Source organism: Algoriphagus antarcticus (genome assembly GCF_002150685.1).
Taxonomy (GTDB): Bacteria; Bacteroidota; Bacteroidia; order Cytophagales; family Cyclobacteriaceae; genus Algoriphagus; species Algoriphagus antarcticus.
In genome coordinates, this window is record NZ_MSSW01000008.1 from 1 (window position 1) to 23,102 (window position 23,102).

Below are 23,102 nucleotides of genomic sequence, written 5' to 3' on the forward strand. Positions count from 1 at the left end.
ATGGATGCTTTTTTGCAACGGTCTCAACTCGATAAGCATAATTTTCCAACCATGCTTTCCCTCCCCAAATGACAGCTGGAACTGCTAAAACTGCTGAAACTCCAAGAAGGAAAATGTATTCTCTGACCAGCAAGAGCATCAGCTTTCCAACACTTGCTCCAAGGACTTTTCTGATACTAACCTCCTTTGCTCTCAAGATAGCGGTCACCGACACAAGTGCGAAAAGACCTAGGCAAGCAATGATTATGGCTAGGATAGAGAACGCTGAAAAAAGATTAGCGAATTGGATGTCAGCCTGATATTGTCTATTGAAGTCTTCGTCAAGGAAGTAATAGTTAAATGGATCTTCGGGAAATGCCGAGTTGTAAGCGGCTTGTATGTGATCCATAGATCCTTGAATATCTGATATATCAATTTTCAATGAATAATATGAATTATAAAATTGATTATGAACAAAAACATACGGTGTATATGAGTCCTTCAATGAACTCCAATGAAAGTCCTTCACTACTGCTGATACGGTGATCGTATCCACGCTTCCATAGTCTGCAGCCAATCTTTTTCCTATCGCATTTGCGGGATCTTGTAGGCCAAAGGCTCTAACAGCGGCTTCATTAATAATTACGTCATTAGGTATCCATTTTCCCCTTTCTCTAAAGTCCTCTCCAGACAACAATTCAAAATCATACGTATCAAAGAAATCGTCATCAATAAAAATGATGCTACTACTTTGCTTTAAACCCATTTCATCAGGAGCATCCAATGCCCACATATCCAATGTCGCACTACTTCCTCTTCCGGGAATAGAACTTGAGCCAGACACTTCAGAAATCGTAAGGTGCTTACTCACCTGCTCCTTAAATACTTGAAATTTTGACTCCTGCGCTAACCTATCCTTTTCCAAAATTCGGCTTGGGCCATCCAGGACAAGGATTTTTTCTATATCAAGGACCAGATCTTGATTTTTCATAAACAGGACTTGTCTATAAATCAAGTAAGTACCTGATATCAGCAACATGGAAATGAAAAACTGAAAGATGATCAACCCTTTTCGTAAGGAGAGACCGCCCCTCTGTTTTATCGTATTTGATTTGAGTATGTTCAAAGGCTTATGCCCGCTTAAGATGAATGCCGAATAGAGCCCGGAAAGCAAAGTTCCGACTACTATCACCAGAGCGAAGCCGCCCAGAAATTTCAAATTCGTTATTACATCCAATGAAAGTTTTTGACCTAGAATTTTATTGAGAATGGGAAGCAATAAATAGGCAATGCCAATGGAAAACACCGCGGCTAAAAAATTGACGAGAAAAGATTCCATTAGAAATTGGCCAATGAGCTGTTTCCTGTCTGCTCCGATGATTTTTTTCACACCGATCTCTTTAGCTCTTCCTAATGCCTGTACCGTAGAAAGATTGATGTAATTGGCCCAGGCCATCAACAGAATGACAATTGCTATGATTGAGAAAAAGGTAATATGCTGACTATCTCCATTATTTGCAGCTATGTCTCCAGCAAATTCAGACTTCAAATGAATATCAACCAGAGGTTGTAATCCTGCTTCCAAAGTGACTTTTTCCTCCTCCAAAATATCTCCAATATGAGTGGCAAACACTTGGTCAAATTTTTTGGCAACTATTTCAGGATCGCCATTTTTGTCTATCGAAACATAAGTCACAAAGTTAGCCCATTCCCAGCCGTTAGATTCTGTATAGGTTTTTTCGTTTTCAAGCAAAAACCCCATCGGCAATAGAATATCAAACTGCAAATGGCTGTTACTTGGCAGTTCTTTTAATACTCCAGCAACTGTAAAATTCCCAACAAGTAAACCTTCATTTACCTGTAGTTCCTTACCCAAACAATTGTTATTTCCAAAGTATTTTTGGGCAATTTCCTCAGTAATAACAATGTTGTTCTTAGTGATTAATGCAGAGCGCAAATCTCCATATATAAGTGGGAAATCGAATAGTTGTAAAAAATTACTGTCGACGTACCAACTCCTATTTTCCTGAAAATGCAAGTTGTCCTGCTTATTAGAAACAACCATTCTTTCAATTTGTGGCTGTATTCTAACAAACTGCTCGATCTCGGGAATCATCTCTTTACCACTTGGCCCCAGCGCAAAACCGCTATATGCCGATGAATTCAAGTCTCCTCCTCTCTTACTCGTTACAGTAAGCCGATATATATTCTCTGCATTTGAATGAAATCGATCATAGCTTGACTCAAAATAGACGTATTGAAAAATTAATAGAAATACTCCCATCCCCACAGCCAAACCTAAGATATTGATGAATGAAAAAATCTTGTTTTTGGCAAGGTTTCGGCTGGCGACTTTGAAATAATGGGTTATCATTAGGTGTGTATTTTATGTTCAAAAAATCAATCGTCTATGGAGGTGAAATATGAATATATTCTTGAGAAATTTTTATTTAATTTTCTTTATTAACCCTAAGATTTACAGTTGCTTAAACCCCAATTATTACATTAGTATAGTTCTTTTAAAAAAATAAACCAAAAGAGTAGTCTGATTTCTCAGGATTTATACGCCTAGGCTCATGAGCGTAGAAAAAATTAAAGACGTGTATCTTTACCCCATGGCTCCCGCCGAAAATAACGCTTCCATCATCAAATCCACCGCCAAGCGGCTGGGATTTGACTTTTGTGGGATAGCGAAAGCAGGATTTCTCGAGGAGGAAGCGCCGAGATTGGAAGACTGGCTAAATCGCAACTACAATGGTGAAATGGGCTATCTCTCCAATCATTTTGACAAGCGACTCGATCCGACCAAACTTGTAGAAGGAGCAAAAACGGTGGTTTCATTGGTTTACAATTACTATCCTAGTAATGAGTTGCCAGCTGAAAAGTCAGACATCAAACTCGCCAAGTACGCTTACGGAGAGGATTATCATTTTGTGATTCGTGACAAACTCAATGAATTTTTGGAAATACTCCGAGAAGAAATCGGTGAAATCGACGGGCGTGGTTTTGTGGATTCTGCTCCGGTCATGGAGCGGCAGTGGGCCCAAAAAGCTGGGTTAGGCTGGCTGGGGAAAAACAGTCTTTTGCTAAACCGGGAGATGGGAAGTTTCTTCTTTCTCTCCGAACTCATTATCGATCTGGAAGTAGCTCCTGATACTCCTTTGGCTAAAGATTACTGCGGCACCTGCACCGCTTGTATTGATGCCTGTCCTACGGATGCCATTGTGGATAACGGAGTGATTGATGCTTCCCGCTGCATTTCTTACCTGACCATTGAGCTAAAAGAAGCCATACCCAATGAGTTCAAAGGAAAAATGGAGAATTGGGTTTTTGGTTGCGATATCTGTCAGGATGTGTGTCCTTGGAATAGATTTTCGAAGCCACATCAGGAGCCTCGATTTCAACCCAATGATGAGCTGAAGGAATTGTCAAAATCTGACTGGCAGGAGATCACCGAGGAAACTTTCGGAAAGGTTTTTAAAAAATCAGCAGTAAAGCGCACTAAACTTGCTGGACTAAAAAGAAATGTCGACTTTCTTACCTCTAATTAACCTCCTCCGAGATTCATATGAGCCCTCAAAAACCTAGTCTTAAATCCGTTCAGAAGCTTTTTAAGCCAAAAAAGAAGAAGAAGATAAATCATAAAGTTGGTTTGGCACCTGGTGCTTTGGTTTATACCGGGGACAAAAAGCTTGATAAAGTATCAATCAACCTAATCACCTATGATGAAGTTGATTTCTACGAAGAAGCTATTGTACTCGATCAATTGGAAGAGCATCTAAAGATGAGGAAAAAGGTACTTTGGATAGATATCATCGGTTTACATGATGTGGAGCTATTTGAGAAAATAGGCTTGCTTTTCGGCATACACAAGCTGACAATGGAGGATATTCTAAATGTAGATCAGCGTCCAAAGATGGAGGCTTTTGATGATTATCTTTTTGCGGCTTTGAAAATGATTCAATGTCCTACCCCAGAGTCTCCTATAGACGACGAGCAGATCAGTTTTGTGCTAAAAGACGGTATCCTGCTGACTTTCCAGGAGAAAAAAGGAGACGTATTTGAGTTTGTACGTAGTCGCTTGATAGACCCTAAGCGAGCTATACGCCAGCGAAAAGCAGATTATTTGCTTTATGCACTACTCGATGCGGTGATTGATAATTACTTTATCGTAATGGAAAATGTGGGTGAAAGAATAGAAAACCTGGAATCACAGGCTATGACTTCTCCCGGTAGTGAAACCCTCAGCGCGCTTTACTTACAAAGACGTGAAATGATGGATCTACGCCGTACTGTCTATCCATTACGTGAAGTAATTGGTTCTTTCGACAAATACGCAGACGATAAAATCAGTCCTGAGACCAGGCCTTTCATACGGGATCTTTACGAGAATACCGTGCAGGTCATAGAGACCATGGAAGTGTTCCGAGACATGTCTTCAGGCGTTCTCGATCTCTATATGAATAGCCTTTCCAACCGCATGAATAATATCATGAAAGTGCTGACAATCATCTCCACTATCTTTATTCCACTCAGTTTTGTGGCAGGTGTCTATGGGATGAACTTTGACAATATGCCCGAACTGAACTGGAAATATGGTTATTTCTACGTGATCGGGGGAATGGGATTGGCAATAATAGGTATGCTAATATATTTCAGAAAAAAAGACTGGATTTAGATTTACTGCAGTTTCAGAATCACATCTTTTTTGCCGCTTTTCAGCAACATCATATCCCCTTCGATCTCGTAATACCGAACTTGGTCTAGTAATTCCAAAAATCTGTTTTCAAAAGGCTGACTTTGACAAGTCATTCGCGTAGCACCTATTTCTGAAAATCTCATTGATTTTCTTTTATCCAAAGAGAAATCCCCAAAGATCCTGTTACATCCCCCACTCCCATTGATGAGTCCATTTTGAGAATTGAAGATTAAATGAGCATCGTTAGGAGAACCTGAAGTTTGCACTGGAGTGCCCATCATCTCTACCACAGCTAAGTGTCTGCCGTACCAATTTTCATTTGGAAACGAACTGGAACTGCAAGATGCAAAAATAAGTAGGGTAAGTACGAAGAATATATTTTTCATAGTTGGCTAATTTTTCTTTATAAGGCTGAAATCATGCCAAATTGTTCCGCACTGCTTAGTTTACATCGCCTTCAAACTGATATCCATACTTTTCACGGAGTGAGTTAATGCCCCCATAGAAATATAATCCACCCCACATTCGGCCACAGCAACTAGGGTGTCTTCGGTGATTCCGCCCGAAGCTTCAGTTTTATATCGATCACCAATCAGGCTTACAGCTTCTCGCATCATGGCATAATCCATATTATCGAGCATAATCTGATCTACTCCGCCTACCTTTAGCACCTGCTTTACCTCTTCTAGATTTCTTGTTTCAATCTCTATTTTTAAGTCTAGATTATTTGCTTTCAAATAGGATCTTGAAGCTTCTATTGCCTGGCGAATTCCACCTGCAAAATCAACATGATTGTCTTTCAGCATCACCATATCATACAGCGCAAAACGGTGATTTACGCCTCCGCCGATCAGCACAGCCCACTTTTCCATTAATCGGAAATTAGGAGTTGTCTTCCGAGTATCCATGAGACGAGCTTTGGTGTGAAGGATCTTCTCAGTCAAGCGATAAGTCAGCGTGGCAATTCCGCTCATCCGCTGCATGCAGTTCAGCACCAACCGTTCGGAGGAAAGAATGGAGGCAGATGATCCTTTTACTATAAGACCTATATCTCCATACTTCACTTCCTCTCCATCTTTTACAAATAGTTCTACATCGAGCATTGGATCATAAGTCTTAAAAATCCGCTCTGCTAACTCGACTCCTGCAATGATTCCATCATCCTTGATCAGCAATTTCGCCTGACCTGTTTTTCCTTCTGGGATAGAGGAAAGAGATGAGTAATCACCTGGGCCTATATCCTCTACAAAAGCAGCTGATATAAAGGAGGACATGGCTTCTTCGGTCAAATAGGTTGGTTTCATGCCCAAAAATAGGCATTCGGATCTCCCTTAATGGCGCTAAGGCGCAAATATCTTTTAATGCTCTAGAGTCTTTGCGTTGATTTGCGGGTCGAAAATTCTCAATGTTCAAGGCTCAAAGAAAAGGCAGCTCCCGCAACGGCGCAAATTTCCTTTTGGAAACTGTAAGATACTTTTACATAGGAACTTTTGATAAGAAATAATTTACAAGACGTTTCTTATAAAAAGTCTCAAAGTTTAATAATCATGCTTCGATGACCTCTCCACAACAATTCAATGAATATGTAAAAAGCAACTGAGTCCTCCGCGGAAATCTTTGTGTACCCCGCGGTTAAAAAAGCGCAATGTTCAAATTCAATGATCAAGGAAAGAATAGCCACGTACTTTGCACTTTCTTGGTGCCCCCTGCGGCTAAAAAAACACATTAAGAGGTAGAAATTCATAGCGCCGTACCTAAAGGCACGGCTCGAAACAAGCATAACATTCTACCTTTCTACCCATAGTTTGTCCCTAAAGGGACGCTTAAACTTGGCTGTCGACTTTGATTACAGACTATTCTCCCGCTCGGAAAAAGATCTTTATATAAGCGATTTTACTAACCTGAACTAGCTGCGCACTCTGCGTGCCCTCCGCGAAAACCTTTGTGTATTCCGCGGTTGAAAAAGTCACAATGTTCAAATTCAATGGTTTAGGAAAATAATTGCGCTCTCTGTGCAAACCATCGTGAGCTCCGTGGATATAATTAGCCTTTGACAAACTCAAGACTGTAAATTTTAAAATCTGAAGCTTGCTGAGACACTTTTATAAAAACTTTAAACAGCGCCTCAGCGGTCTGGTAATCACCGATATAGGAACTCAAACTCGGGTTGTTTTCACTGTGGAAAACAAGACTGAATCCCAAAGATGGGTTTTTCTTAAAAAAATCTTTTAAAACAAGTTCTGCTTGATTTTTGGAATAATCTCCCTGCGAACCGTTAACATTTAAGGAAATGCTGGAATCGAAATATTTGGCCAACTCGCTGCTGGAGCCATTGTCAATGGCAGATATAACCGTGTCGATGGAATTCAGGGAATCAATTTCCATTGCTGGAGATTGAATAAACAAGAAAATTGAAACGATTAAACTTAATACTGAGGTCATTGCCCTTGCTAAGCAAATACTAAGCCAAAAAAGGAATCCTGCCCTGCATTTTTATGATTACCAATTGCAGCCCTCCGAAGTTTTGTCTAATCGGGATTTCGGGGCTACTTTGCCTTGAAATATAATATATTTGCAGTATGGAGAAGAAAGTACTTTTAATGATTTTGGATGGCTGGGGAATAGCCACCAACCCTTCTGTTTCTGCTATTGACAAGGCTAAAACGCCTTTTGTTGATAGCCTTTATACCAAATATCCCCATGCTAAATTGGAAGCTTCTGGTCTTGCTGTTGGTTTGCCAGCTGGCCAAATGGGTAATTCCGAGGTTGGTCACATGAATATTGGTGCTGGTCGTGTAGTCTACCAGGATTTGGTAAAAATCAATCTTGCGGTAGAAAATAAAGAGTTAAATACCCATCCTGTTTTAGTAAAAGCGTTTGCAAAAGCCAAAGCGAATCACAAAAAGGCTCACTTCATGGGCTTGCTTTCTGATGGCGGAGTCCATTCGCACATAGAGCACCTGAAAGGACTTTGTGATGCAGCACAATTCAACGGTATGGATAATGTATTTATCCATGCATTCACCGACGGTAGAGATACGGATCCTAAGGGAGGCATTGGCTATTTAGAAGATCTTCAGCAGCATTTGACTCATTCCTCGGGTAAGATAGCTTCGGTAGTCGGACGATATTATGCCATGGACAGAGATAATCGCTGGGAGCGGGTAAAACTGGCTTATGATGCATTGGTGAAAGGTCAGGGCGAGAAATCCAAGGATATTATTGCCTCCATGCGCAAATCCTATGAAAACAATGTCACTGACGAATTTATCAGACCCATCATCCATGCCGGTGCTGATAACAACCCTTTAGCTATAATAGAGGAAGGTGATCTCGTGGTCTGCTTCAACTTCCGTACAGACCGTGGTAGAGAAATCACGCAAGTACTTACACAGCGTGATAACGACGATTTCAACATGAAAAAGTTGAATGTAGAGTACGTCACGTTCACTAGTTATGATGCTACGTTCAAGGCCGTAGAAGTACTATTTGAAAAAGACAACCTGAACGATACACTTGGAGAAATCTTGGAAAAAGCTGGGAAAAAACAAATCAGAATTGCCGAAACAGAAAAATATCCTCATGTAACGTTCTTTTTTTCCGGAGGAAGGGAACAGGAATTCATTGGAGAAAGCAGATTACTTTGTCCATCACCGAAAGTGGCTACTTATGACCTAAAGCCTGAGATGAGTGCTTTTGAAATCACTTCCAAAATCAACGGTGAGCTGAAAAAGAAAAGCGCAGATTTTATTTGTCTCAACTTTGCAAATGCAGATATGGTCGGTCACACGGGTGATTTCGATGCAGCCGTGAAGGCCTGTGAAGCAGTAGATGCCTGCGCGAATAGTGTGATTACTACAGCTTTGGAAAATGACTACACCATTATTGTCATCGCCGATCACGGCAATAGCGACATGATGATTAACGACGACGGCACTCCAAATACAGCCCATACGACCAATTTGGTGCCTTGCATCATGGTTGACAAAAATGATACACTCACCATCAAAGATGGAAAATTAGGTGATTTAGCACCTACCATTCTCAAGCTGATGGGCATAGAAAAGCCAGAAGTCATGACTGGAAATATTCTGTTGGCTTGATGAAGCATATCAAAAGCTTTTCATTCGGAATTTTCTTTCTCGCTAGCTTCGGGCTGTGTTCTTGTGTAGATGAATCAACAAAGGGAATTGAAAAAGAACCTTACTTTGACCTAAAAGGATTTATCGAAGAGAAAATTCAGGAAATAGATAGCGTGGAAGTGAGCAAAGTTTCTCAGGTTCAAGAAGAAGAAAAACAGGCCACTGTTATCTACACTACCAAGGATTGGGAGGAGGAATTTGGCATATTCACAGAAGCTGATATCAATAATTCTTCTTCACTTCAATCCTACGAAACTACGTCTTCAGACAGTACGTTGGCTCATGAACTCTATCCAAATTCAGAAGGAAAAGTGAAGTACATCAAAGTCACTTATTTCGAAGACGAAGTAAGCAGTGTATCCATCAAAATAGCAGATGATAATTTGTTTTACTCTACCACTACCCTGGCAGAAATGTATATGAACAAAGCTACCAATCTGATAGACCATTATTCTATCGAGACCACTCAGAAGATTTGGTTTCTAGATCCAAATGAAATGAAAATCCAAGGAACTATAATTCCGAAATATTAAGGTTTCAAATAGGAAATTTCTAAAGCATAAAGGCAAGAATTGAAGCGTATCTTCAGTCCTTGCCTTTTTTTTACTGTCTTTCTCACCACGAGGTCGCTGAGAAAACCGCAGAGATAAATAGATAGGCTTTATGCACTATTTCTAATAAATAGGCAATCTGGGTTTTGGGTTTTTGATAGTCCATCAACCCATCTCAGCGACAAAAACTCTGCGTACTTTTCTTTGCGTTAAATATCAGTTTCCTTCTTTTCCATTTGTGAAGTCCCAAATCATAAATGCTTTTTTAACTGACTATTTATCAAACATCGGAGGACGCTTGGCTTGCCAGTCACTAGTATTCTGAATTAGATGCCCAAGCATCACCAGTTTCTCTTCTTCGAAAAGATTAGCAAGCAAGGTAATGGAAGTAGGATTTCCTTCTTCATTGAAGCCATTTGGAAGGCAAAGCGCAGGGTGACCTGTCAGGTTGGTGACCTGTAATTGCTGACCACCAAAACTCGGTGTCACTATCACATCATACTCCTTCATGATCTCATGCATCTCTGCTATCAGCACAGTTCTCTGCCGAGCTGCCTGCACGTATTCTACTGCCGGAATAAAGCGAGCTGCCCGGAATAGATTTGGCCAGGCATTTTTGTGCTGTGCTACCAATTGATCATCCCAACCTAGCCGTGTCAACTCATCAAAAGCTGCTGCGCCTTCCACCATCAACATGAGCCCGATTGAATTAGGATTTACCGACGTCTTTAACTCCACGGGATGGAGTTCGAAGCCTTGATTTTTCAATAATTCCAGCACCTCATTATTATTTTCACTTCCTGCTCCTTCTCCTTCAAAATAGGATTTGAAATACCCTACTTTCAGTTTTTTGACGTCAGTTTTACTCGAATAATTAAAAGCTGCCCCAATCGTACTGCGATCCATAGCATCTTCACCGTTTATCACAGAAAGGATAATCCCATCATCCAAGGCGGATCTTGATATTGGGCCGATCTTGTCCATCGACCAGCTCAAAGCCATAGCTCCATTTTTACTCACTCGTCCGTAAGTAGGTCTCAAACCGGTGACTCCATTCCGAGTGGAGGGAGAAACTATGGATCCTAGAGTTTCCGTTCCTATAGCAAATGGAACCAATCCTGCACTGACCGCGGACGCTGATCCAGCAGAAGATCCACTTGAGCCTTGTTTCAAATTCCAGGGGTTTTTAGTCACACCGCCATACCAGACATCACCCATCGCCAAAGCTCCCAAAGTAAATTTCCCTACTAAAACACCTCCTGCATCAGACAATTTAGTTACAACAGTTGCTGTTTGATCGATTTCCTGATCCTTGTAAGGCATGGCTCCCCAGGTAGTTTTTGTGCCTTTCACCGCCAAAAGATCTTTGATTCCATAAGGAATCCCATGAAGTGGGCCTCGGTATTTTCCTTCAGAGATCTCTTGATCCATGGCTTTAGCCTTTTGCAATGCTGATTCCTCCATGAGCGTGATTAGACATTGAAGGGTGTCCGAGTAAGTCTTGATTCTATCCAAGTAGATCTTGGTCAAGCGTTCACTGCTTAGTTTCTTTGATTTGATCAAGAATGCCAGCTTATGGACAGGCAGGTAGGCAATGTCTGATTCCTTCTCAGGCAATTCCACCGCAGTGGGTAATCCCCAATCCAAATCTTTTTGAACCTGATTTGGAGTAAATCCAATGGGAAGCGGATTGAAAATGAGAGATGGAGTTACAGAATTATCTAGCTTAAATTCGCGAAGCCCTTCATACTTTCTTCGTTGAGATGTGAGTGTGCCAATCATACTATCCTTCTCTGCAGGTGTGAAGCTAAGACCTAACAATTCGGAAGCTCCCTCAATTGCTACCGGGGTGATTTCACCGTATTTTTTGCCAAACGAAAAGCCTAATGCCAAACAGGCTGCAGCTCCAATAAGGATAAAAACAGGTAATCGAACTACATTTTTTGATTCCATTGAATAGTTTTGTAATAATGCGGTACAGAGATTCAACATGAATTCCTTTACCCAAGATAATTAACCTTATGGATCAAAGTCCTTCCTTTCCTGTATTTCCCATGCATTTTCGGGGAATTCTATTACTTGCCGGAATGTACACAATTGCCTGGTCTGCTATTTACAGGCTAACGGGCAGTTCTTTATTGACTTGGCTAGCTAATGGAAATGAAGTTAATTCTGACCTTTCCTTAGGATATTATGGAGGTTTTGGGATAGTAATAGGCCTGCTGATCTTTTTTAGTGCATTCTATCCCATCAGCTGGGTTTACCTGATTATAGCGGGTATTACCGGAAAAATAATTTTAGCTATTTGGTTTGCCTTAGCTTTTCTGCCGGATTTGGGATGGAGTAAACGGACAGGTTTTCAATTGATTTTTAATGAAATACTTTGGCTTATACCTTTAATCGTGATTTTCTTGCGGGCTATTCAAGTAAAAAATTACTTGTTTAATAAAACCCCGGAATAATGTGTTCAACATTTGTCAGATTTAATCTTTGAAACAAAAAAGTTCTATTACACCTACGTTATGGGCAATTCCTGAAGAAAATTCAGAATCAAACTATTTCAATATTTAGTCGTAAGTTAAATTTTCAAGATATAAACAGAATACTATGATAGTTCAAGCAACACGTGAATTACCAAATTTAAACGACCTGCTTCAGGAACTACAAAACGAGTTTTCTGGTCAGTATACCTTTAAGATTTTTGGTCTTGGATCTCAAAAAAGCATTTTAGTTCGGAAGTCTGCTTGGATTGGTGTTCAAATAACAATACATGGTAATGAAATCAATATAGACGGGTCATTCCCCAACATTATTATTTCATCTTTAATGACCTTACTTTCTCAAAGTACAATAGCCCCCGTTAACAAGTGGTTCAAACTTGAAATCAAGATAACAGACTTCTTGAAAAGAAAGTACAACCAGTAACTACGTTACGTACCATTTAACTGAAAGTATCAACAATCGAGCTGGAATATGGTGAACATAGGATTCTTTCTAAGAACATTACAAGAGCATAAATGACTAAATAAAGCCCATACAGCATATAATAAGAAGAGTAACTAAAAATAAAATTTCCAAATCTCTATACAATTTGGGTTCTTTTGTTGGAATTTTAACCCAATATTTTTACAGTTAGAATTAGGGAATATCAGCCTTGAATTTGTATAGTATCAATTCTTCGAATTTCATTTTAAGAAACTAGGACTTTCAAGAAAAGTTATTGTGATAGGATTGCTGAGTTTTCCAATACTTGACTTGACCTTCGATATAGCTTTTACGCTTCGAGATAAAATTACAAGGTGAAATAGTCTTTACAGCAATTGATGACAGTTTCGCTACAACCAAATCAATCAGACAAAAAAACGCAGAATTTAAAGGAGAATATCATTTCTCAATAGCAGCTTTTGGAAAAACTAGAATACAAATTAAGAATGACTCAATTTTAGTGATGAGCCTAGCATGTAGAGAATATACTGACACTCGACAAAGAAAATAATAGAATCTGTATGTACGCTTCTCTGCCAGTAAGTTCTCTTCCAGTAAGTGAATTCTCTTTGGTCAATGGATTGAAAGACCGATGACCAAAAACCGGAGTAAACCAGAATTCAATGTGTCTTTGGATTTTCTATCGTATTAATTTCCTCATGGCAACAATGCTTACATTCAAATGAGAATTTAGAAAAGTAACTGACTTACAGACTATTGGACAATAAAATACTCAAATAAATATGTTCCTCAAAAGCGTGTAGACAAGAGCAGAAATAGCGTCCTCTGCGGAAATCTCTGTGTACACCGTGGTAAAAAACTGTAAGAAAAAAGCTGACAAATTACTGTCAGCCTTTGGATTGGTTGTTAGAAGGTTAAGTTCGCTTAGGTCAACAATATCAAAAGAAGCAGAATAATAATTATTGCTCCGACTGAGATGTAAATCGCTCCTCCCTCACGCTTAGCTTCTTTCTTCATGTCTTTCAGCTCCATGCGTACATCCTTAATTTCATCTTTGCTCATTTCACTGAAATCCATTGCCTTGATTTCATCTACTCTTAGTTGGATCTCGGCAAGCCGCTCTTGCTGAGCTTCCGTCAATTCAGTTTTCTCTTTCTTCGAGTTTTCGTCGTTTGCAGGTGCGGCTACCAACATGTGTGTGGAGAAAACCAATGCGATAATTGCGAATAATTTTTTCATAAGTAGTTTGCTAATGGTATAATGAAACTTATAATCAAAATTGCCGCCAAAGACTGTCAAAAGCATGTGGATGAGGTAATCTTTTGAGCCAGCCTACCAGAAAATTTGTAACTTCACAGCCTCAAAATGACCTGCTTTTTATCATAAAATCATTCTAAAATGTCCCAAAAACAGCCTTGTAAGCTTTTTTTACTTGATGCAATGGCGCTTATCTATAGAGCGCATTTCGCCTTCAGCAAAAATCCACGAGTAAACTCCAAAGGACTGAATACCGGAGTGATGCTGGGGTTCACCAATACGTTACTTGAAATAGTTGACAAGGAAAAACCTACCCACATTGGGGTGGCATTCGATACCCATGCCCCCACTTTCAGGCATGTGCAGTTCGCGGCCTACAAAGCCAATCGTCAAGAGCAACCAGAGGACATAGCCATTGCTATTCCATGGGTAAAAGAGATTGTAAAGGCATTTAATATTCCGATTTTGGAATTGGATGGATACGAAGCGGATGATGTGATCGGCACATTGGCTAAGCAAGCAGAGAAAGAGAATTTCACGGTGTATATGATGACCCCCGACAAGGATTATGGGCAGTTGGTGGACGATCATATTTTCTTGTACAAACCTTCTTTCATGGGCAATGGAGTTGATATCATGGGGCCAAAAGAGATCTGCGCAAAATGGGATATTGAGCGCGTAGATCAGGTTCGGGATATCTTGGGACTGATGGGAGATGCTGTGGATAACATTCCCGGAATACCTGGAATAGGCCAAAAAACAGCTGTAAAACTTCTAAAAACTTACGGTACCGTCGAAGAATTAATAAAGAATACCGCGGATCTGAAAGGCAAACAAAAAGAGAATGTGGAAAACTTTGCTGCACAGGGTATTCTCTCCAAAGAACTCGCTACGATAAAATGCGACGTGCCTATTACTTATATAAAAGAAGATCTAAAGTACGAGGGAATTGATGAAGAGAAAGTACGTGCGATTTTTACAGAACTTGAATTTCGAACTCTTGCTTCCCGTGTATTCAAGGGCACTGATAAAATCGCAGCAGTTCAAAAAAATGACCAATTGGGACTTTTTGGCGAAGCTTCAGCTCCTACTGCTACCATTTCGCCAGAAATAGAATTTGAAGAAGAATCAGTGAATGTGGCTGAACAGAAAGCACCGGATACTATTCACAGCAATATTCAGAATTATCACAAAGTCAAAGGCGAAACGGAAATCCTTGAATTAGTCGAATTTCTGGAGATTCAGAAAGAACTTTGCTTTGATACCGAGACCACCTCCGTGAATCCCATGGAAGCCGAGTTGGTTGGAATTTCTTTCGCTTATGTCACAGGTGAGGCATATTATATTCCTTGTCCAGAAGACAGGGAAGGAACCTTGGCAATCCTGGAATTACTCAAGCCAGTCTTCGAAAATGAAGCCATCTTGAAAATAGGCCAGAACATCAAGTACGATATTTTGGTACTGAAAAATTACGATATCGAAGTGAAAGGTGTGCTCTATGATACCATGCTTGCGCACTACCTGATCGATGCGGATGGTAAGCATTCTATGGATTGGTTGGCAAAGCAATACCTGAATTATGAGCCGGTTTCGATTATTGAGTTGATCGGAAAAAAAGGCAAGAATCAGGGAAGCATGCGTGATGTGGATGAGGACGAGGTGACTGCCTATGCCTCGGAAGATGCAGATATCACGCTTAGATTAAAAGCAGAATTTGATCCGCTTTTGAAAGAAAATAAGCTGGAAAAGCTTTTTGATGAGGTAGAAAATCCGCTGATCAACGTGCTTGCTGATATGGAGTTTGAAGGCATTCGGATCAATACGGATAGCTTGGCTGAGATGTCTGTTTTGCTGGAAAAAGAGAGTAAGGAAATCGAGAACAAAGTCTACGAAATGGCTGGAGTTCGCTTCAATCTGGCTTCGCCAAAGCAATTGGGTGAAGTACTTTTCGATAAATTGAAACTTGATCCGAAGGCAAAAAAGACCAAAACCGGTCAATACGCAACAGGAGAAGAAGTGCTGAGCAAACTCGCTCACGAGCATGAAATCATCCAGAACATCTTGGATTTTCGACAGATGGTGAAGCTCAAGTCAACTTACGTGGATGCCTTGCCTACCTTGATCAATTCCAAAACTGGTCGAATTCACACTACTTACAATCAGTTTGTGGCGGCTACAGGCAGACTATCCTCTACCAATCCAAACCTTCAAAACATTCCTATCCGAACAGAAAGAGGTCGTGAGATCCGTAAGGCTTTTGTCCCAAGAGATGAAAATCATATCCTGCTGGCTGCTGATTATTCTCAGATCGAACTACGGATTATGGCAGCTTTCTCGGGAGATGAATCTATGATCGAAGCTTTTAAAAATGGCCGTGATATTCATGCGACTACTGCTGCAAAGATCTTTCAAGTACCGCTTGAAGAAGTGACTTCTGATATGCGTAGAAAAGCCAAGACAGCTAATTTTGGAATTATTTACGGTATTTCTGCCTTTGGGCTTTCTCAGAGATTATCCATTCCACGCGGTGAGGCTAAGGAGATAATTGATTCTTATTTCAAAGAATTCCCTGCTGTCAAAGAGTACATGGATGGAGCAATCGAAAAAGCCAAAACGCATGAATACGTGGAAACTATCTTAGGTCGCCGCAGATATCTTCGCGATATCAACAGCCGAAATGCTACCATGCGTGGTTTCGCCGAGCGAAATGCAATCAATGCACCGATTCAGGGATCTGCTGCCGATCTGATCAAAGTAGCAATGATCGATGTGCATAAATGGATGAAAAAAGAAGGGCTCAAATCCAAAATGATCCTTCAGGTTCATGATGAATTGGTCTTTGATGCGCACATAGATGAAGTGGAAATCCTTAAAGCCAATGTTCCAGGCCTGATGTCAAATGCAATCAAAATGGCTGTTCCGGTAGAAGTGGAAGTGGGGACAGGCACGGATTGGCTACAGGCGCATTAAGAATTTAAAATTGAAAAATTTAAAATTGGAAAATTCTTAGTCTCGGAAACGAAGGCAATTCTTAAGGAGAAAGGTATATCTCGCTCTTTCAGAGCTTTTGTATCCCGATCTTCTATTTATTACCCAGCCGGTAAGGCTGTCCTTTGGTATCTTGGGCTTTCAGCCCAACTGCATTGTAAATCTATGTTGAGGATCTTGCTGAACTACCTTATAGAATTTTTATAAAGAAAACTTCGGTACTTAATAGAACCTCTGAAGTTCCGTCAAGCCTCGTAAATCAAAAATCGAAACTCGCAAATCCCCCATGGCCAAAATAAAAACCACCTTCTTCTGTCAAAACTGTGGCGCACAAAGTCCAAAATGGCTTGGCAAATGCCCTGCTTGCGGGGAATGGAACACCTACGTGGAAGAAGTAGTCCAAAAAGAGGAATCCGGAAAAGGAAGTTGGAAGTCACCTTCAACAACTACCAAAAAGGCCAACGTCCCAAAGAAAATCCAAGAGGTCAACTACGAGGAGTCACCAAGATATGTGACAGGAGATGATGAACTCGATCGTGTTTTGGGCGGAGGGATTGTACCTGGCTCACTCGTATTGATCGGTGGAGAACCCGGGATAGGCAAGTCCACCTTGATGCTTCAGATAGCTTTGATCCTGGAAGGCAAGAAAATTCTCTATATCTCTGGGGAAGAGAGTGAGGCCCAGATCAAGATGCGTGCAGATCGCATGGCAGCAAAGAATCCAGATTGCTACGTGCTTTCGGAGACGAATACCCAGCAGATTTTTCAACAGATCGAGGCTCTAAAGCCTGATTTGCTGATTATAGATTCCATACAGACTTTGACAAGTCAATATGTAGAATCAGCGGCAGGATCTGTTTCTCAAGTGCGGGAGTGCACCGCCGAACTTATGAAATTCGCTAAGGAAACCGGAACGCCAGTTTTCCTGATCGGACATATCACCAAAGACGGATCTATCGCCGGACCGAAAGTGCTGGAGCATATGGTAGATACGGTTTTGCAGTTTGAAGGAGATCGGCACATGAGCTATAGAATCCTGCGAACTTCCAAAAACCGCTTTGGATCTACACACGAACTTGGAATCTACGAGATGCGAGTGGAGGGTCTTCGCCCTGTAGCCAATCCTTCAGAAATCCTTTTGACCCAAAGAGAAGAAGTGCTAAATGGTGTCGCTATAGGTGCAATGATGGAAGGAAATCGGCCTTTGCTGATTGAAATCCAATCACTGGTCAGCCCTGCTACTTATGGCACACCACAGCGAAGTAGTACAGGACATGATGCCAAGCGATTGAATATGCTTTTGGCCGTGTTGGAAAAGCGGGGAGGAATGAAACTTGGTCAGCAGGATGTATTCTTGAACGTGGCGGGAGGAATACGCGTGGATGATCCGGCATTGGATCTTGCCGTTTGTGCTTCTTTGATTTCCAGCTATGAGGACACGCCTGTTTCAGAGCAGATTTGCTTTGCGGCGGAAGTGGGCTTGGGAGGAGAGATACGTGCTGTTCATCGCATCGAAAACCGAATAGCTGAGGCCGAGAAACTGGGTTTCAAAAAGATCATCGTCTCCAAATACGCCGTGAAAGGCCTCGATCTTGACAAATACAAAATTGATGTGATGCCGGTAAGTAAGCTGGAGGAAGTATATCAAAAGATTTTTTGAGAGAGTTTAATGAGTTAATAGGACTGTGGAGACACAGGATACGGTGAAGGAATCAATAGTGGAAACTAATCAGTCCTTCGGGCAGATTAGTCATATAGGAAATACAGTAACACCGAATATAATAGATTACCCTATAGTTAAAAAATATTTATATGGACATTAGAGTAATAGAAACAATAATTGCGATTGCTTCCTTCTTTATACTAAGATTTGCAACTGTAAAATTTCTTACAAAAATTCAGAATAAATATAGCTATTCAAAATATAGAATTCGCCCAATTTTAAAGTTTATAAATTTGCTTATTTTTATTACTCTTTTAATTGTATTAATAGCAATTTGGGGAGTTGAACAGTCAAGACTCTTGACTTTTATAACTTCTGCACTGACGATAATTGGTATAGCTTTAGTTGCTCAGTGGTCAATACTTTCAAACATATCTTCTGCTTTAATCATATTTATTAGCCATCCTGTTAAATTAGGAGAGTCAGTTACAATCCTTGATAAGGAATTTGATATTGAAGGCCAAGTATCCGACATAGGATTGTTTTATGTAATTTTGAAAACAGATAAAAATGAAAAAATTATGATCCCTAATAATGTATTTTTACAAAAAGCAACAAAGATTAATATAGAATAGATAATTCGATTTCCTTTTAGAAAAGGCTGCCAACTTACCGGAGGAGATTTGAGGAACTTTAAATTATGAAGAAAAATGAAAGTGCATACAACAAACTACTTTGACACATTCATAGAAGTTGCGGACGACACAAAAGCTATCTTCGGGACACAGCCAGAGTCAAAGAATAAAAAAACGGTTGCCGAAATGCAGTACGAATTGATTTCTAAAAATCCCTATAAGTACACTTCGGACGACATATTTTTTCAGGTGTTTGCCAACAGAAATGACTTGACCAAAGCAGAATACAAACAAGCAAGGGAACAATTCTTCTCAAAAGGACAACCTTGCTTTCGTGCTTCTCCACTGACTAAAACATATGGTTTTGGTATTCATAGCGACAGAAATGGGAAGATTGCACTTTACGGAAGGGAAACAGACCAATACCAAAAATTAGTAGCCGAACCAAATGTCAAAAAAGTGAAGGCAATGAAATCGAGCAAATAAGAAAATATGGGTATCCTCTCGAATGCACAAACAGAATTAAACTTGGTTTGAGGGTTGGAAAATCCACCTATCCCCTTTTGATCCGGGTAGCTCGGGAGGAGGAATTTCCATAATTGAACTTCATCATTGATTCCAAGAAGCTACGTGTAGATAAGCGGATACGCATATTCCTTTACAAAACCTCTAAGGTAGACTTCCCTCCAAAGTAGACCTCTTCTCTTTCTTGTCCATTTTTCAAATTCCCCGGTCAGATCCCTCAGCGACTCCTCATTTTCATTTAAATTGAGACAAGAACTTTCAAAACATGAATATTGCCCTTGTCCTTACCCTACTGAGTATTGCTTGTAATTCTTTCCCATCTGCAAAGGTTGACAATAATTTTGCGCAGCAAATAAGCGACACGCTCAGATACACCAACCCCGTTTTTGAACCTGTGCTGGCAGATCCTACAGTCGTGCTAGTCGGTGATGAATTCTATGCCTATGGCACGGAAGACAATTGGGGCGAAGAGGGCGGCTACCACTTGGTGCCCGTGATCAAATCCAAAAATCTGGTGAATTGGGAATTAGTTGGAAATTCCATGGCCAAAAAGCCAAACTGGAAAGAGCGAGGTGGAATCTGGGCTCCGGATGTCACTCAGGTAGGAGCACAGTTTTACATGTACTATTCCTTCTCCACTTGGGGCGATTCTAATCCGGGGATCGGGCTGGCAATTGCCGATAAGCCAGAAGGACCATTTGTAGATCAGGGGAAAGTTTTTGACTCTGAAGAAATCGGTGTGGCCAATTCCATTGATCCATTTTATGTGGAAAAGGATGGGAAGAAGTACCTGATCTGGGGAAGTTTCCATGGACTATTTCTTACCGAACTGGCTGCAGATGGTAAAAAGCCAATTGGCGAAAAAATCCAAGTGGCCGGCAATCATCTGGAAGCTGTATATGTCTATGAAAAGGACGGCTATTATTACCTCTTTGGATCTGCAGGGACTTGCTGCGAGGGAGCCAATAGCACATACAGAGTACTGGTAGGTAGATCTGAGAAGTTGGAAGGACCATATTTGGATAAGGAAGGCAAAAGTATGTTGGACGCCGACTCGGGGACTTTAGTCGTCGGGACAAACACAGGTGAAAATGGCTATGCTGGTCCAGGACACAACGCTGAGATAGTTACTGATACCGAAGGGCAGGATTTTCTGCTTTATCATGGTATGAACAAGCAAAAGCCCCTACTTACTAATGGCACAAATCGTCGGGTTTTGCTTTTGGATAAGATAATTTGGTTAAATGGCTGGCCGAGGATCGCTGGTCGAGAACCCAGCACGAGTTCTCAGACTTCACCAATTTTGGAATAGCTCCATACAAGAATCTGAAAAAGAACGATATAAATAATAATGAGAGGAATTGAAAACATTAGTGTATTGCCTTAGATAATCAGGGTCTTTTTAGATTTTCATTGTTAACTTGGGATTTAAACTCATTGTTTTTTCATCAACATTAATCTAAACCTATCATGAAAAAGACTTACACTAGAAACACTACGAAGATTAAGCCCAGTCTGAAACAGGGGGTTGCAATTTCAGGGACCTTCATAATCCCAAAACCTGTAATAAATGTTAAAAAACCGCTTTAAATCAACTCTGGCACTAGGTGTTTGTGCCGGGCTGGTTTCTTGTAATTCTGGAAATAATTCCAATAATTCGGTCACATTAGTTGACCGAATCCCCACCGAAAATACAAATGAATTCTACATCAGCAACCGGGCGCCTTTGGTGCCCAGTGCGCTGATCAAGCTTCCCGTAGGTGCGGTGAAGCCGGAGGGATTCCTCAAAGAATATCTGATTCGTCAGAAAAACGGCCTAACGGGAAATCTAGGTGAGATCTCTGCTTGGCTTCAAAAAGACAACAATGCTTGGCTTTCCAAGGATGGTACAGGAGAATGGGGCTGGGAAGAAGTCCCCTATTGGCTAAAGGGATATGCCAATATCGGGTATATCATGAATGATCAGCCCATGATCGACGAGGCTAAGATCTGGCTGGAAAGTGTACTGAATAGTCAGCGGGAAAATGGAGACTTTGGGCCAAAAGTGATGGATGGCGATCATCCTGATTTCTGGGCGAAGATGATCATGCTTTATTGCCTTCAGTCCTATTACGAGTATTCTCAGGATCAGCGTGTCATCGAGTTGATGACCGATTATTTCAACTATGAGTTGACTGTTCATGACGAGGAATTTTTAGAAGGATACTGGCAGCGACTTCGCGGAGGAGACAATCTTCACAGCGTGATCTGGCTATACAATCGTACAGGAGATGCTTTTTTGCTGGAATTAGCAGAGAAAATCCATCAGAACACCTCGGACTGGCGAGGTAGAGATTTGCCTATAGCCCAAGTGAAAAATCACTACGAAGTCCGTGATGGAGGAGCAGTTCCTGACTGGTATCGGGATCAGGTGGATTGGCACAATGTGAACCATGCACAGGCATTTCGCGAACCAGCTCAGTATTACTTGCTGAGCAAAGACGAAAAAGACCTGAAGGCGACCTATGAAAACTTTAGTATTATCCGCGAGCATTTCGGTCAGGTTCCTGGCGGAATGTTCGGCTCGGATGAAAATGCCCGTCCAGGCTATGCGGATCCGCGTCAAGGAGTAGAAACCTGCGGTATAGTCGAGCAGATGAATTCCGATGAGCATTTATTGAGAATCACCGGAGATCCATTCTGGGCAGATCATGCGGAGGAAGTTGCATTCAACACCTACCCCGCTGCCGTGATGCCGGATTTTAAATCCCTTCACTACATCACCTCTCCAAATATGGCTTTGCTGGATGCTGAAAATCATGCTCCCGGGATCGCCAACAATGGCCCATTTCTGATGATGAATCCATTCTCTTCTCGTTGCTGCCAACATAACCATTCTCAGGGCTGGCCATATTTCATCGAAAATCTCTGGATGGCTACACCTGACAATGGCGTAGTTGCGGCAATGTATGGAGCGAGTAATGTGGAAGTGAAAGTTGGAGACGGGACACTAGTCAACATAGAAGAAACGACTCATTATCCGTTTGAAGAGGAAATCAAGTTTGCAGTGAGCACAGAAAAGTCCGTTGATTTTCCACTTTATCTGAGGATTCCAGCTTGGACAAAAGGAGCTTCCATCACCGTGAATGGTGAGGTAATAAAGGATAATATTTCTGGAATTGGCTATGCGAAGATTAGCAGAACTTGGGCAACTGGTGATCAGATTACACTTACCCTTCCCATGGAAATCCAGACCAAAACATGGGAAAAAAACAGCAATAGCCTAAGCGTGAGCCGGGGGCCATTGACTTATTCCCTCAAGATCAGAGAGAAGTATTTCAAAAAAGAAAGTGATGAGACTGCGATTTGGGATTCCAAATGGCAGAAAGGCGCTGATACGAAGAAATGGCCTTCTTGGGAGATTCATCCGGTGACAGACTGGAACTACAGTTTGGTCGTGGACGAAAATGATCCCGCTTCCTCTTTTGAGGTAATGAAGGGACAGTGGCCGAAGTCTGATTTCCCGTTCACGCTAGAGGAAGTTCCTATTAAAATCGTGGCTAAAGCGCGTCAGATTCCAGAATGGCAATTGGATCAGTACGGCTTGGTGGGAGAATTGAAAGACCTTCCCAAGACTTCCGATCAGCCTATAGTCGATGTTACCTTGATCCCCATGGGAGCTGCAAGACTGAGAATTACTGCTTTTCCAGAACTGATAAGTAACAATAAACCATAAAC

General features: G+C 41.1%; 18 protein-coding genes. 12 read left to right on the forward strand and 6 right to left on the reverse strand.

Annotated elements, in window-relative coordinates:
- The coding region (locus BVH04_RS04455; protein ID WP_086540132.1) for an ABC transporter permease at nucleotides 1-2,353 on the reverse strand (2,353 nt) is incomplete at its 3' end.
- Between the two features lie 241 nt (nucleotides 2,354-2,594).
- Between BVH04_RS04455 and queG the strand changes: the two genes are divergently transcribed.
- A complete protein-coding gene (gene queG, locus BVH04_RS04460) occupies nucleotides 2,595-3,530 on the forward strand; it encodes a tRNA epoxyqueuosine(34) reductase QueG (RefSeq protein ID WP_086540270.1) in 936 nt (311 codons plus the stop codon).
- A gap of 17 nt (nucleotides 3,531-3,547) precedes the next feature.
- Complete coding sequence (corA, locus tag BVH04_RS04465; protein WP_086540133.1) at nucleotides 3,548-4,657, forward strand: magnesium/cobalt transporter CorA; 1,110 nt, start codon at nucleotides 3,548-3,550, stop codon at nucleotides 4,655-4,657.
- 2 nt (nucleotides 4,658-4,659) lie between these two features.
- On the opposite strand, the gene BVH04_RS04470 is transcribed toward corA, so the two are convergent.
- The 3 genes from BVH04_RS04470 to BVH04_RS04485 all read right to left on the reverse strand — a co-directional run bounded on the left by BVH04_RS04470 (nucleotide 4,660) and on the right by BVH04_RS04485 (nucleotide 7,063).
- On the reverse strand, nucleotides 4,660-5,064 hold the full coding sequence (locus BVH04_RS04470) for an META domain-containing protein (protein WP_086540134.1): 405 nt from the start codon (nucleotides 5,062-5,064) through the stop codon (nucleotides 4,660-4,662).
- A gap of 60 nt (nucleotides 5,065-5,124) precedes the next feature.
- Nucleotides 5,125-5,982 (reverse strand): carboxylating nicotinate-nucleotide diphosphorylase, encoded by an 858-nt coding sequence (gene nadC, locus BVH04_RS04475; protein WP_086540135.1) that lies wholly within the window; start codon nucleotides 5,980-5,982, stop codon nucleotides 5,125-5,127.
- 739 nt (nucleotides 5,983-6,721) lie between these two features.
- Complete coding sequence (locus BVH04_RS04485) at nucleotides 6,722-7,063, reverse strand: DUF4783 domain-containing protein (protein ID WP_086540271.1); 342 nt, start codon at nucleotides 7,061-7,063, stop codon at nucleotides 6,722-6,724.
- Nucleotides 7,064-7,257: 194 nt separating this feature from the next.
- Here BVH04_RS04485 and gpmI point away from each other — a divergent pair, with 194 nt between their 5' ends.
- Nucleotides 7,258-8,781, forward strand: coding sequence for a 2,3-bisphosphoglycerate-independent phosphoglycerate mutase (gene gpmI, locus BVH04_RS04490; RefSeq protein WP_086540137.1), 1,524 nt, complete (start codon nucleotides 7,258-7,260; stop codon nucleotides 8,779-8,781).
- Nucleotides 8,781-9,353, forward strand: a complete 573-nt coding sequence (locus BVH04_RS04495) for a hypothetical protein (protein ID WP_086540138.1) — start codon at nucleotides 8,781-8,783, stop codon at nucleotides 9,351-9,353. Before gpmI ends, BVH04_RS04495 begins: the two co-directional genes overlap by 1 nt.
- A gap of 291 nt (nucleotides 9,354-9,644) precedes the next feature.
- Here the strand turns inward: BVH04_RS04495 and BVH04_RS04500 are convergent, their stop codons facing one another.
- Nucleotides 9,645-11,324 carry an amidase gene (locus BVH04_RS04500; protein WP_086540272.1) on the reverse strand — a complete coding sequence of 560 codons (1,680 nt, stop codon included), beginning with the start codon at nucleotides 11,322-11,324 and terminating at the stop codon, nucleotides 9,645-9,647.
- A 68-nt stretch (nucleotides 11,325-11,392) separates the two neighbouring features.
- Here BVH04_RS04500 and BVH04_RS04505 point away from each other — a divergent pair, with 68 nt between their 5' ends.
- The gene (locus tag BVH04_RS04505; protein WP_086540139.1) at nucleotides 11,393-11,833 is read left to right on the forward strand and encodes a hypothetical protein; all 441 of its coding nucleotides are present in this window, start codon (nucleotides 11,393-11,395) and stop codon (nucleotides 11,831-11,833) included.
- A gap of 145 nt (nucleotides 11,834-11,978) precedes the next feature.
- Complete coding sequence (locus BVH04_RS04510) at nucleotides 11,979-12,296, forward strand: hypothetical protein (RefSeq protein WP_086540140.1); 318 nt, start codon at nucleotides 11,979-11,981, stop codon at nucleotides 12,294-12,296.
- Nucleotides 12,297-13,241: 945 nt separating this feature from the next.
- On the opposite strand, the gene BVH04_RS04515 is transcribed toward BVH04_RS04510, so the two are convergent.
- A complete protein-coding gene (locus BVH04_RS04515; protein WP_086540273.1) occupies nucleotides 13,242-13,556 on the reverse strand; it encodes a hypothetical protein in 315 nt (104 codons plus the stop codon).
- Nucleotides 13,557-13,715: 159 nt separating this feature from the next.
- Here BVH04_RS04515 and polA point away from each other — a divergent pair, with 159 nt between their 5' ends.
- The 6 genes from polA to BVH04_RS04545 all read left to right on the forward strand — a co-directional run bounded on the left by polA (nucleotide 13,716) and on the right by BVH04_RS04545 (nucleotide 23,100).
- A complete protein-coding gene (gene polA / locus BVH04_RS04520) occupies nucleotides 13,716-16,544 on the forward strand; it encodes a DNA polymerase I (RefSeq protein WP_086540141.1) in 2,829 nt (942 codons plus the stop codon).
- 304 nt (nucleotides 16,545-16,848) lie between these two features.
- Nucleotides 16,849-18,222, forward strand: a complete 1,374-nt coding sequence (gene radA, locus BVH04_RS04525; protein WP_086540142.1) for a DNA repair protein RadA — start codon at nucleotides 16,849-16,851, stop codon at nucleotides 18,220-18,222.
- Nucleotides 18,223-18,374: 152 nt separating this feature from the next.
- Nucleotides 18,375-18,860: a mechanosensitive ion channel domain-containing protein gene (locus tag BVH04_RS04530; protein ID WP_086540143.1), complete on the forward strand. Its 486-nt coding sequence runs from the start codon at nucleotides 18,375-18,377 to the stop codon at nucleotides 18,858-18,860.
- A gap of 75 nt (nucleotides 18,861-18,935) precedes the next feature.
- Nucleotides 18,936-19,346: a DUF6157 family protein gene (locus BVH04_RS04535; protein ID WP_086540144.1), complete on the forward strand. Its 411-nt coding sequence runs from the start codon at nucleotides 18,936-18,938 to the stop codon at nucleotides 19,344-19,346.
- Nucleotides 19,347-19,650: 304 nt separating this feature from the next.
- Nucleotides 19,651-20,697 carry a family 43 glycosylhydrolase gene (locus BVH04_RS04540; RefSeq protein WP_086540145.1) on the forward strand — a complete coding sequence of 349 codons (1,047 nt, stop codon included), beginning with the start codon at nucleotides 19,651-19,653 and terminating at the stop codon, nucleotides 20,695-20,697.
- A 258-nt stretch (nucleotides 20,698-20,955) separates the two neighbouring features.
- On the forward strand, nucleotides 20,956-23,100 hold the full coding sequence (locus BVH04_RS04545; protein ID WP_086540146.1) for a beta-L-arabinofuranosidase domain-containing protein: 2,145 nt from the start codon (nucleotides 20,956-20,958) through the stop codon (nucleotides 23,098-23,100).
- The last annotated feature ends 2 nt before the right edge of the window (nucleotides 23,101-23,102 follow it).

Coding starts and splice junctions, on each gene's coding strand:
- BVH04_RS04545 (WP_086540146.1), top strand. CDS start 20,956: ATGTTAAAAAACCGCTTTAAATCAACTCTGGCACTAGGTGTTTGTGCC.
- corA (WP_086540133.1), top strand. CDS start 3,548: ATGAGCCCTCAAAAACCTAGTCTTAAATCCGTTCAGAAGCTTTTTAAG.
- radA (WP_086540142.1), top strand. CDS start 16,849: ATGGCCAAAATAAAAACCACCTTCTTCTGTCAAAACTGTGGCGCACAA.
- BVH04_RS04470 (WP_086540134.1), bottom strand. CDS start 5,064: ATGAAAAATATATTCTTCGTACTTACCCTACTTATTTTTGCATCTTGC.
- polA (WP_086540141.1), top strand. CDS start 13,716: ATGTCCCAAAAACAGCCTTGTAAGCTTTTTTTACTTGATGCAATGGCG.
- BVH04_RS04495 (WP_086540138.1), top strand. CDS start 8,781: ATGAAGCATATCAAAAGCTTTTCATTCGGAATTTTCTTTCTCGCTAGC.
- BVH04_RS04530 (WP_086540143.1), top strand. CDS start 18,375: ATGGACATTAGAGTAATAGAAACAATAATTGCGATTGCTTCCTTCTTT.
- nadC (WP_086540135.1), bottom strand. CDS start 5,982: ATGAAACCAACCTATTTGACCGAAGAAGCCATGTCCTCCTTTATATCA.
- gpmI (WP_086540137.1), top strand. CDS start 7,258: ATGGAGAAGAAAGTACTTTTAATGATTTTGGATGGCTGGGGAATAGCC.
- BVH04_RS04500 (WP_086540272.1), bottom strand. CDS start 11,324: ATGGAATCAAAAAATGTAGTTCGATTACCTGTTTTTATCCTTATTGGA.
- BVH04_RS04535 (WP_086540144.1), top strand. CDS start 18,936: ATGAAAGTGCATACAACAAACTACTTTGACACATTCATAGAAGTTGCG.
- queG (WP_086540270.1), top strand. CDS start 2,595: ATGGCTCCCGCCGAAAATAACGCTTCCATCATCAAATCCACCGCCAAG.
- BVH04_RS04505 (WP_086540139.1), top strand. CDS start 11,393: ATGGATCAAAGTCCTTCCTTTCCTGTATTTCCCATGCATTTTCGGGGA.
- BVH04_RS04510 (WP_086540140.1), top strand. CDS start 11,979: ATGATAGTTCAAGCAACACGTGAATTACCAAATTTAAACGACCTGCTT.
- BVH04_RS04485 (WP_086540271.1), bottom strand. CDS start 7,063: ATGGAAATTGATTCCCTGAATTCCATCGACACGGTTATATCTGCCATT.
- BVH04_RS04515 (WP_086540273.1), bottom strand. CDS start 13,556: ATGAAAAAATTATTCGCAATTATCGCATTGGTTTTCTCCACACACATG.
- BVH04_RS04540 (WP_086540145.1), top strand. CDS start 19,651: ATGAATATTGCCCTTGTCCTTACCCTACTGAGTATTGCTTGTAATTCT.